The following is a 10315-nucleotide window of genomic DNA, read 5'->3' as shown; positions in this document are numbered from 1 at the left end:
CCTCGATGGACGAACTCGGCGCCGCGGATCTCCAGATCGTGGGTGGCCAGAGTGAAGCCGGCGCCGAGTTCGTCCATCGAGGCGATGGCATCCAGGCGCTTCTGCGCGTCGGGGGTGATGCTGCGCCGGTCCGGCACCAGCAGGTAGGCGTAGGCGCGGTGGTGCGAACGGCCCACGCGGCCGCGCAACTGGTGCAGCTGCGCCAGGCCGAAGCGGTCGGCGCGGTTGATGACGATGGTGTTGGCGTTGGGGATGTCGATGCCCGATTCGATGATCGTGGTCGACAGCAGCACGTTGAAGCGCTGCTTCTGGAAATCCAGCATCACCTTTTCCAGCTCGCGCTCGGGCATCTGCCCGTGGGCGATGCCGATGCGCGCCTCTGGCACCAGTTCGCTCAGCTCGCGCTGCATGCGGCCGATGCTCTCCACGTCGTTGTGCAGGAAGTACAGCTGGCCGCCGCGCGCCAGTTCGCGCTGGAAGGCCTCGCGCAGCAGCGCGTTGTCCCACTGGGTGACGAAGGTCTGCACCGCCAGCCGGTTCGGCGGCGGTGTGGCGATGATCGACAGGTCGCGCAGGCCGGCCATGGCCATGTTCAAGGTGCGCGGGATCGGCGTGGCGGTGAGGGTCAGCAGGTGCACGTTGGCGCGCAGCGCCTTCAACGCTTCCTTCTGGCGCACGCCGAAGCGCTGCTCCTCGTCGACGATGACCATGCCCAGGTCCTTGAACTTCACGTCCGGCTGCAGCAGGCGATGGGTGCCGACGATCACGTCGATGCTGCCGGCGGCGACCTTCTCCAGCTCGGCCTTGATCTCCTTGCTGCTCTTGAAGCGCGACAGCACCTCGACCTTGAGCGGGTAGTCGGCGAAGCGGTCGCGGAAGTTGCGGTAGTGCTGTTCGGCCAGCAGCGTGGTCGGCACCAGTACCGCCACCTGCTTGCCGGCGCTGGCGGCGGCGAAGGCCGCGCGCACCGCGACCTCGGTCTTGCCGAAGCCGACGTCGCCGCAGACCACGCGGTCCATCGGCTGGCTGCTGGCCAGATCGCGCAGGGTGGCGTCGATCGCGGCCAACTGGTCGGGGGTTTCCTCGAACGGGAAGCCGGCGGCGAACGGCTCGTACATCGCCCGGTCCACCTGCAGCGCCAGCCCGGCGCGGGCCTGGCGGCGCGCCTGGATCTCCAGTAGCTCCGCGGCCACGTCGCGCACCTTCTCGGCGGCCTTGCGCTTGGCCTTGGTCCATTGTTCGCCGCCCAGCGAATGCAGCGGCGCGGTCTCGGCCGAGGCGCCGGAGTAGCGGCTGATCAGGTGCAACTGCGCGACCGGCACGTACAACCGGTCGCCCTTGGCGTATTCGATTTCCAGGAACTCGCCGGGCATGCCGCCGGCATCGAGCACGATCAGCCCGCGGTAGCGGCCGACGCCGTGGTCCTCGTGCACGATCGGCGCGCCCTCGGACAGCTCGCCCAGGTCGCGGATGATCGCTTCCGGCTCGCGCCCCACACGCCGGCTGCGCCGCGGCTGGCTGGCACGCTCGGGGAACAACTGGCGCTCGGTCAGCACCGCGATGCGCGGCTCCTCCAGCGCGAAGCCGTCGTCGAGCGGCGCAACCGCGATAGCGAAACGTGCAGCAGAAAGCCCCTCTCCCTCCGGGAGAGGGGTTGGGGTGAGGGTCCGACCGCTAGTGGAGTTCGTCTGCGCAACCGTGGAACTTGCCGAAGCACCCGCCTTCTTCGTTCCCGGCCGCGCAGACGCCGCACCCTCATCCGGCGCTTCGCGCCACCTTCTCCCGGTGGGAGAAGGAACAAATGCCGCGAAATTCGGCAGCACCTCCGGCTTCAACTCCGCGGCCGCCAACACTTCCAGCAGCGCCTCGCGGCGGCCGGGCGAATCGGCGGCGATCAGCACCCGGCCCGGGTAGTGATCGAGGAAGCTCTTCAGCGCCGCGCCCGGCGCGGCGTCCTTGGCCGCCACCGGTAGCGGCGGCAGCGGCTGGTCGCCCAGCGCCTGCGCCTCGTCGATGCGCGGGTGGTCGGCGGCCCATACGTCGATGCGCGGCAGCCCGTTGAGGCGCTCGCGCAGCGCGTCCGGCGCCTGGTACAGCTCCTCCGGCGCCAGCAGCGGGCGCTCCACGTCGTGGCGGCGCTGCTCGTAGCGGGCCTGGGTCTGCGCCCAGAACGCATCGGCCGCGGCGCCCACGCCCGGGGCGATCAGCGGCAGCACGTGCTCGCCCAGGTAATCGAACAGGGTGGCGGTGGCCTCGCGTGCGCCGCTGCTGCGGGTGTCCTGGAAGAACAGCGGCAGGTAGTACTCGATGCCCGACGGCGCCAGCCCGGCCTTCAGGTCCTGGTATAGCGCACTGCGCCGGGTGTCGACGTCGAAGCGTTCTCGCAGCGCGGTCAATACCCGCTCCACGCTGACGTCGTCCATCGGCACTTCGCGCCCGGGCAGCATGCGCACCGCCTGCACATGGTCCAGCGAGCGCTGCGATTCCGGGTCGAAGGCGCGGATCGAATCGATGTCCTCGTCCAGCAGTTCGATCCGCAACGGCGCGTCGGTGCCCATCGGGTACACGTCGAGCAGGCCGCCGCGCACGGCGAAGTCGCCCGGGTCCATCACCTGCGGCACGTTGCGGTAGCCGGCGCTTTCCAGTCGGCGCTTCTCCGCATCCAGGTCCAGGCGCTGGCCCACGCGCAGGTCGAAACTGCCGCCGACGATGTAGCGCAGCGGCGCCACCCGCTGCATCAGCGTCTGCACCGGCACCACCACGATGCCCTGGGTCAGCGTCGGCAGCCGGTGCAGCGCGGCCAGGCGCTGGCTGACGATGTCCGGGTGCGGACTGAACTGGTCGTAGGGCAGGGTTTCCCAATCCGGGAACGGCACCACCGGCAGGCTCGGATCGTCGCCGAGCAGGCTGTGCAGGTCGGCTTCGAGCTGATGCGCGCTCTGATTGTCGCGTGCGACCACCAGCAACGGCCCGCGGTGCGCGGACGCGGCGCAGGCGATGTGCCAGGCCAGAGCAGTGGAGGACGCGGGGGCGCGCCAGTGCGCGCGGAGCTGGCCGGACTTGGGCAGCGGCGGAACGGGGAAGGGAAGGGGCGGCATGGACCAACTAGTTTAGCAAGGTCGGGACCCGGGGCCCGGGACCGGGGACACGTAAGAGCAGGAGCTGAAGCTGCCTGCGGAACTCTGGATTTTCCGGGTCCCGAGTCCCGAGTTTTCAGCTGCCCAGTTCCAGCACCACCCGCACCAGGTCCGGATTGTCCGGATGCGGCATGCGCTGGAAGCCCAGCGACTCGGCAAGCTGCAGCATCGGCACGTTGCGTTCGAGCACATCGCCGTAGAGCCGGTCCAGATACTTGCGGCGCGCCCACTTGACCAGCTTGCGCATCAGCTGCCGGCCCAGCCCTTGCCCCGAGACGAAGCTGCTGACCAGGATCGCGTACTGCGCCTCGCGGGTGCCCGGGTTGATCGCGGCGCGCGCCACCGCACCGACCACGGCTTCGCCCGGCGGCAGCGGCTCGGCGGCGACCAGGATCAGTTCCGACTTCGGATTGGGATGGGTGAGGCGTTGCGCCATGTCCTCGGTCAGTTCCTGCGTCGAATGCAGGAAGCGCTCGCGGATCTCGGTCGGCCCGAGCAGGCCGAAGGCACCTTGCAGCGGCGCACTGTCCTCCGGCCGGATCGGACGGATCAGCAGTTCGCGCCCACTGGGCAGGGTGAAGGTTTCATGCCACGGAGGCATGCGGTTGCGGGTAGCCATGGCCGTATGATCCTCGACGAAGCCTGGATTCTCGCATTACCAAAACCTTACGCCCGTGAACGCAGCGTCCTGCCGATGTGCCGTTCGGGCGGTCTTGCTAGAGTGGCGCTTCGTTCAAGGGAATGCGCGACGATGAAGACATCGCATGCCGTGGCCGTCTCCGCGGCGATCGGGCTGGGCCTGGCCACGCTGCTGGTGGGGCTGCTGGTGGGCGGTGGCAGGTGGCTGCTGCGCGTGCAGCACCACGACACGCCGACCGTTACCACCGCCGCTCCAGTCGCCGATGCGGAGCAACTGGCGACACAGGCATTGGCTCCGTACCAGGCGCGCCTGCAGGCCACGCGCCGGCCGGTGCTGCAGGTACAACTGCAGCCGATGACGCAGGACGATCGCCTGGCCAGCAAGGTCGGCGGCCGTCCTTACTGGACCGCCGACAGGCCGTATCCGCACACGGCCGACGGCCAGCCGCTGGCGCTGCTGGCGCAGATCGATCTGGCGCGGATGCCGCCGCTGCCCGGCTACCCGCGCCAGGGCATGCTGCAGTTCTTCATCGGAGGCGACGACGACTTCTACGGGGCCAACTTCGGTGGCGCGCGCAGCGACCTGGCCGCGCTGAGCGAACAACGTAATTTCCGCGTGGTGTACTGGCCGCAGCCGAAGGCGTCGGCGCGGCAGGCCGAGGTGCCGTTGCCGGCGGCCGACACGTTGCCGTTCGATCCGGCGCGGCCGCGGGCGATGCGGTTCGACGCCGGCGAGGAAACCATCGGCAGCAGCGATGTGCGCTTCGAGCAGGTGCTGGGCAAACCACTGGAGGAGGTGGCCGCCGCCTACGCCAAGCGCCACGCGGTGTCGCAGGATGCGGTGGACGACGCGCTGTTCGATGCGCTGAGCCGTGGCGGCAACAAGCTCGGCGGCTACCCGGAGTTCACCCAGCAAGACCCGCGTACCCTGCAGGACAAGCAGGTCCTGCTGCTGCAGTTGGACAGCGACGAGGAGATGATGTGGGGCGACAGCGGCGTCGCCAATTTCTTCATCGATCCGGACGACCTGCGGCGCGGCGATTTCAGCCGCATCGCCTATAACTGGGATTGCTTCTGAGCGCGCGCGTGCGCCGCCCCGCGTACCTCATGCTTCGCGCTTGAGCCATTCCAGTCGCGTGCTGGCACCGGCTTCGCCCAGGTGCGCCTTCAGCGGCGGCAGCGCCTGCGCCAGCACCTGCTCGAACTGCCAGGGCGGATTGAGCAGCAACATGCCGCTGCCGTTGAGCCGCAGCGGCGAATCGTCCGGGCGCACCTGCAGTTCGGCGACCAGTGCCGAGGCCACCGGCAACGCCGCGGCCTTGCGGAAGAACGGCTGCAGGCTGCGCCGCTGCTTGATCGGATACCACACCGCGCACACCGCCTGCGGCCAGCGGCTCAGCGTTTCGCGCAGCGCGGCCACGATCAGCGGGTACTCGGCGTCCTGCGCTTCGTAGGGCGGATCGATCAGCACCAGCCCGCGGCCGATCCGGTTGGTCCCGGACTTCGGCGGCAGGAACGCCTTGATCGCCGCATAGCCGTCGCCGGCATGCACCTGCACGCGGCGGTCGTGGGCGAACAACGCCTTGAGTTCGGCGGCTTCCTCGGTCTGCAGCTCGCAGGCGGCCAGCCGGTCCTGCGCGCGCAGCGCCTGCGCCACCAGCAGCGGCGAACCAGGGTAGGCGACCAGGGCACCGACCGGATTGTCGGCCTGCACCGCGCGCAGGTAGCGCTCCACCACGTCGGGCAGGGTCGGCTGGCCCATCAACCGCAGCACGCCAGCGGCGGCCTCGCCGGTCTTGCGCGCCTCGTTGGCCGCGAACAGATAGCGGCCGCGCCCGGCGTGGGTATCGAGCACGAAGAACGGGCTGTCCTTGCGCTTGAACGCATCGAGCAGCGCCAGCAGCACGATGTGCTTGAGGACATCGGCATGGTTGCCGGCGTGGAAGGCGTGGCGGTAATTCATCCGCGCAGTGTACGGGGCGTCACGCCGGCCGGCCACGCCTGCCGAGGTGCCGGGCGGGGCGGGTCCGCGGCCGCGGTACACTAGCCGGGCGACCGCTGGCGGCCGCACGGCGCCTGCCGGGCATGAGGCCGGAAGGTGTGGACGATGGGCCTGTGCATCCGGGCGCAGGCGTCGTCGGAGCGTTCGGGTGCGCAGTGCCGATACCGCGTGGGCGGTCGGCGGGTGCCACGGTTCGCATGCTCATGTCTTCTCCCCTGTTGCTCGGTGTCCTGGCGTTGGCGCTGCCGTTCGCCGCCTGCGGCGCCTCCCGTGCCGAAGCCGCGCCCCCGGGCGCAGCGCAGGCTGCGGCGTTCGATGCGCTGATCGAGGATGTCGGTGCGCACGGCAAGGACATGGCCGCCGACGAGCAGGCCTACCGCGTCGCGCATGCGCGCCTGCAGGTGCTGCTGCCCGCCGGCGACCCGGTGCGGCGGGCGCGCCTGGACGCCTTCGACTGCCAGCATTTTCCGCAGGGCCCGGCCGCGGCGGTGGAGCAGGCGCGGCGCGGCGAGCGCGGCGCGATCGCCCGCGCCCATGTGCAGGTCCGCCTGGAGTACCTGCTGTGTGAGACCTATGCGCTCTACAACGACGGCCAGCGCCCGGCCTATCTGCGGCCCGCCACCACGATCCTGGCGCTGACCGGTGCGCACCGGTTCCCGCGCCTGCGCGCGGCGGCCCTGCGCATGCGCGCCTTCGCCGAGCGCGACGCCGGCCACTACGCGCAGTCGCTGCGTACCTTGCAGGAACTCCGCCGGCTCGACGAACAGCGCGATGGCGGCTGGGTCGCACTGCTGACCCTGATCGGCATCGCCGACGCCTACCTGGACATGGGCCTGCCGGATCTGTCGCACCAGGTCGTCGCCGAGGTCCTGCAGCGGGCCAGGCAGGGCGATGGCGGCTACATGCAGGCGCTGGCGGTGGAGCGCGAAGGCGCCATCGCCGAGCAACGCGGCGATCTGCCGGCGGCGCTGGCCGCCTACCTGCGCGCGGCCGAGCTGCATGGCCGGCATCCGCTGGAGGGGTCGCAGGCGTCGCTGTTGCTGCGCGCGGCCCGGGTCAACGCGTTGCTGGGCAACCTGCCGCAGGCGCGGGCACAGCGGCAGCAGGCCGAAGCGCAACTGGTCGCGATGGGTGCCACGCGGCTGATGCGCGCGCGCCGCGATTACGTCGATGCGCTGATCGCCGAGCGCAGCGGCGATGCGCGGGCCGCGCTGGCGCTGGCCGAACAAGCCGAGCAGGGCTATCGCGCCAACGGCGACCTGCGCAGCCTCAGCGACGTGCTGGACCTCAAGGCCACCGCCTTGCGCGCGCTGGCCGCCTGGCGCCAGGCACTGGATGCGCGCGAGGCGCAGATGCGCGTGCAGCAGGAACTGGATACGCGCATGCAGCGCGAGCAATCGCAGTTCCTGATCGCCGAATCGGAAAGCCGCGAGCGCGACCTGGCGGCGCTGCAACTGGCGCAGAAGGCGGAAACCCAGCGTAACCGGCTGCAGGCGATGGAGCGCGAGGCGACCCTGCGGCGCGCGTTGCTGGGCGCGGCGCTGCTGTTGCTGGCGGTGCTCGTCGGGGTGTTGTTCCTGACCCTCGGGCGCCTGCGCGGCGCCCGCCGCGAAGTGCGGATCGACAGCCTTACCGGCGTCGCCTCGCGGCGGCAGGTCCTGGGCGAACTGGACACCGCGCTGGCGGCGTTGCCGCGCGGCGGACGCATGCCGCTGTCGGTGCTGGCGCTGGACGTTGACCACTTCAAGCGGATCAACGACGAGCACGGCCATGCGGCGGGCGACCAGGTGCTGCGGCTGGTCGCCACGACCCTGCGGCAGAGCCTGCGCAGGAACGACAGCTTCGGCCGGACCGGCGGCGAGGAATTCCTGGCGCTGCTGCCCGGCGCCACCTGCGCCGAGGCACGGGAGCTGGCCGGGCTGCTGCGCGAGGTGCTGGAGCGGCAGTCGTTCGACGCGGTCGTGCCGGGCCTGCGCCTGACCGTCAGCATTGGCGTCGCCGAAGCCGGCGCCGGCGAGAGCAGCCAGGCGCTGCTGGCGCGCGCCGATGCCGCGCTGTACCGGGCCAAGCACGGCGGCCGCAACCGGGTGGAACTGGCGTCGGCGCCGGGCGCGGCCAACGCGCGCGGCGGCAGCGATAGCTGACGCGCCGCAGGTGCGCGTCGGGTTCCGTGCCGATCCACGAGCGGTGCCGCGGAATGGCCGCACGGACTGCCGCGGCGCCCGCGCGACGGCTATGCTGCGCGCCATGTCCACGCCTGCCGCCGCCTGTGTCCTCGTGGTCGAGGACGAATCCGCCATCGCCGATACCGTGCTGTACGCGCTGCGCAGCGAGGGCTACCAGGTGCGCCACTGCCAGCTCGGCCGTGAGGCCCTGGCGCAGTTGCGCGAGGGCGGCATCGACGTGGTGGTGCTGGACGTGGGCCTGCCGGACCTGAGCGGGTTCGAGGTGTGCCGCACGCTGCGCGGTTTCAGCCAGGTGCCGGTGCTGTTCCTGACCGCGCGCAACGAGGAGATCGACCGCGTGCTCGGCCTGGAACTGGGCGCCGACGACTACATGGCCAAGCCGTTCTCGCCGCGCGAGCTGGTGGCGCGGGTGCGGGCGCGGCTGCGGCGCCCGGCGGTGGTCGTCGGCGATGCAGAGGCCGGCTGGCAGCAGCACGGCGATTTCGCCATCGACCGCGACGGCCGCCGCATCCGCTGGCGCGGTGCGGTGCTGGACCTGACCCGCTACGAGTACGCGTTGCTGGCAGCGCTGCTGCAGCGGCCCGGCGCCATCCTCAGTCGCGCGCAACTGATGGACCGCGGCTGGGACAGCAGCGCCGACAGCGCCGACCGCACCGTCGACACCCATATCAAGACCCTGCGCGCCAAGCTGCGCGCGGCCGGCGCCACCGACGATCCGATCCGCACCCACCGCGGCCTCGGCTACGCGTTGGAGGCCTGAGGTGCGGCTGGGGCTGAAGCTGTTCCTGGGCTTCTTCCTGATCGTCGGCGTGGCCGCCTTCTTCGTGATGCGGGTGTTCGTCAACGAGGTCAAGCCGGGCGTGCGCCAGGCGATGGAATCGACCCTGGTGGACGCGGCCAACGTGCTGGCGCAGATGGCCGCGCAGGATCTCAAGGACGGGCGCATCGCCAGCGGCCGTTTCGCCCGCGACCTGGCCGCGGCGCAGCGGCGCGATCCACGCGCGATGGTCTGGCGTTTTCCCAAGCACAGCGTCGACTACCGCGTCACCCTCACCGATGCGGCGGGCATCGTGGTGTTCGATTCGCGCGGACAGGACATCGGCCGCGACAACTCGCGCTGGAACGACGTGTACCGCACCCTGCGCGGCGAGTACGGCGCCCGCTCCAGTCCCGAGGCCGACGGCGACCCCAACCACACGGTGATGCACGTGGCCGCGCCGGTCTACGATCCGGCCGACCCGCAGCGGCTGATCGGCGTGCTGACCCTGTCCCAGCCCAACCGCAGCATCGAGCCGTTCATCGTCGCCAGCCAGCGCAGCATCCTGCTGCGCGGCGCCTGGCTGATCGGCATCTCGGCGCTGATCGGGATCCTGATGACCTGGGGCCTGCTGCGCGGCATCGGCCGGCTCAACCGCTATGCGCAGGCGGTCAGTGCCGGTGCGCCGGTGCCGCCGCCGCCGCCGCGCCGCGATGAGATCGGCGATCTCGGCCGTGCGCTGGAGACCATGCGCCGCAAGCTGGAGGGCAAGCAGTACGTCGAGCAGTACGTGCAGTCGCTGACCCACGAGATGAAGAGCCCGCTGGCCGCGATCCGCGGCGCGGCGGAACTGCTGCAGGAGCCGCTGCCGGAACCGGAGCGGCAGCGCTTCGTGCGCAACATCGCCGAGCAGCAGCAGCGCCTCACCGAGACCATCGACAAGCTGCTGGCGCTGGCCGAGGTGGAACAGCACGGCTGGCTGCAGCGGCGCGAACCGGTGGCGCTGGCGCCGCTGTGCGCGGACCTGGCCGAAGCGCTGGCGCCGCAACTGCAGGCGCGCGGCCTGCAACTGCAGGTCCAGGTGCTGGACCCGGCCCTGGTTGTGTCGGGCGATCCCTACCTGCTGCGCCAGGCGCTGCACAACCTGCTCGACAACGCCATCGCCTTTTCCCCGGAGGGCGCGAGCATCGTGCTGCGCGCCAAACGCGGCGCCGATGCGCGCGTGCTGCTGACGGTGGAGGACGCCGGTCCGGGCGTTCCCGACTACGCGCTGGAGCGGGTGTTCGAGCGTTTCTATTCGCTGGCGCGCCCGGCTACCGGCCAGCGCAGCTCCGGCCTCGGCCTGCCGTTCGTGCGCGAGGTGGCGCGCCTGCACGGCGGCGACGCCAGCCTGCGCAACCGCGACGGCGGCGGCGCGATGGCCTGCCTGGCGTTGCCGCTGGCCTGAGCCGGATCGATTCGCGCGAGAGCGCGTGAAGCGCGGTGCCGGGGCTCCCGCGTCGGGACTGAAGTCCCTCCCACAGTTGGGCGCCGCGTCGACGGGATGCCGGCCACCAATCCCGATTCCCCAATCCCCAATCCCGGCTCCTCCCAC

The 10315-nt window shown here is 71.1% G+C and carries 7 protein-coding genes; 4 read left to right on the top strand and 3 right to left on the bottom strand.

From position 1 onward, the window contains the following. Both mfd and CEK68_RS18745 read right to left on the bottom strand, forming a co-directional pair. Nucleotides 1-3098 (bottom strand): transcription-repair coupling factor (gene mfd, locus CEK68_RS18750; RefSeq protein ID WP_152240297.1); only part of this gene is annotated, 3098 nt, incomplete at its 3' end. Between the two features lie 115 nt (nucleotides 3099-3213). Beyond that, nucleotides 3214-3756 carry a GNAT family N-acetyltransferase gene (locus CEK68_RS18745; protein ID WP_017909572.1) on the bottom strand — a complete coding sequence of 181 codons (543 nt, stop codon included), beginning with the start codon at nucleotides 3754-3756 and terminating at the stop codon, nucleotides 3214-3216. A 132-nt stretch (nucleotides 3757-3888) separates the two neighbouring features. On the opposite strand from CEK68_RS18745, the gene CEK68_RS18740 reads away from it, so the two are divergent. Beyond that, entirely contained in the window at nucleotides 3889-4854 is a 966-nt protein-coding gene (locus tag CEK68_RS18740) for a YwqG family protein (protein ID WP_152240296.1), read from the top strand. A 27-nt stretch (nucleotides 4855-4881) separates the two neighbouring features. Here the strand turns inward: CEK68_RS18740 and rlmJ are convergent, their stop codons facing one another. Next, on the bottom strand, nucleotides 4882-5739 hold the full coding sequence (gene rlmJ / locus CEK68_RS18735; RefSeq protein WP_152240295.1) for a 23S rRNA (adenine(2030)-N(6))-methyltransferase RlmJ: 858 nt from the start codon (nucleotides 5737-5739) through the stop codon (nucleotides 4882-4884). A gap of 242 nt (nucleotides 5740-5981) precedes the next feature. Here rlmJ and CEK68_RS18730 point away from each other — a divergent pair, with 242 nt between their 5' ends. The 3 genes from CEK68_RS18730 (at nucleotide 5982) to creC (ending at nucleotide 10168) form a co-directional block, all read left to right on the top strand. Beyond that, nucleotides 5982-7922 carry a GGDEF domain-containing protein gene (locus tag CEK68_RS18730; protein WP_152240294.1) on the top strand — a complete coding sequence of 647 codons (1941 nt, stop codon included), beginning with the start codon at nucleotides 5982-5984 and terminating at the stop codon, nucleotides 7920-7922. 91 nt (nucleotides 7923-8013) lie between these two features. After that, on the top strand, nucleotides 8014-8724 hold the full coding sequence (gene creB / locus CEK68_RS18725) for a two-component system response regulator CreB (RefSeq protein ID WP_167522057.1): 711 nt from the start codon (nucleotides 8014-8016) through the stop codon (nucleotides 8722-8724). Between the two features lies 1 nt (nucleotide 8725). Beyond that, entirely contained in the window at nucleotides 8726-10168 is a 1443-nt protein-coding gene (gene creC, locus CEK68_RS18720; protein ID WP_152240292.1) for a two-component system sensor histidine kinase CreC, read from the top strand. The last annotated feature ends 147 nt before the right edge of the window (nucleotides 10169-10315 follow it).

It is taken from the genome of Xanthomonas sp. LMG 12461, assembly GCF_009192935.1.
In the GTDB taxonomy this organism is placed as follows: Bacteria; Pseudomonadota; Gammaproteobacteria; order Xanthomonadales; family Xanthomonadaceae; genus Xanthomonas_A; species Xanthomonas_A sontii.
Note: the sequence above shows the minus strand (reverse complement) of the source record. Positions and strands in the feature narration are given on the sequence as shown.

Coding starts and splice junctions, on each gene's coding strand:
- CEK68_RS18745 (WP_017909572.1), bottom strand. CDS start 3,756: ATGGCTACCCGCAACCGCATGCCTCCGTGGCATGAAACCTTCACCCTG.
- CEK68_RS18740 (WP_152240296.1), top strand. CDS start 3,889: ATGAAGACATCGCATGCCGTGGCCGTCTCCGCGGCGATCGGGCTGGGC.
- rlmJ (WP_152240295.1), bottom strand. CDS start 5,739: ATGAATTACCGCCACGCCTTCCACGCCGGCAACCATGCCGATGTCCTC.
- CEK68_RS18730 (WP_152240294.1), top strand. CDS start 5,982: ATGTCTTCTCCCCTGTTGCTCGGTGTCCTGGCGTTGGCGCTGCCGTTC.
- creB (WP_167522057.1), top strand. CDS start 8,014: ATGCTGCGCGCCATGTCCACGCCTGCCGCCGCCTGTGTCCTCGTGGTC.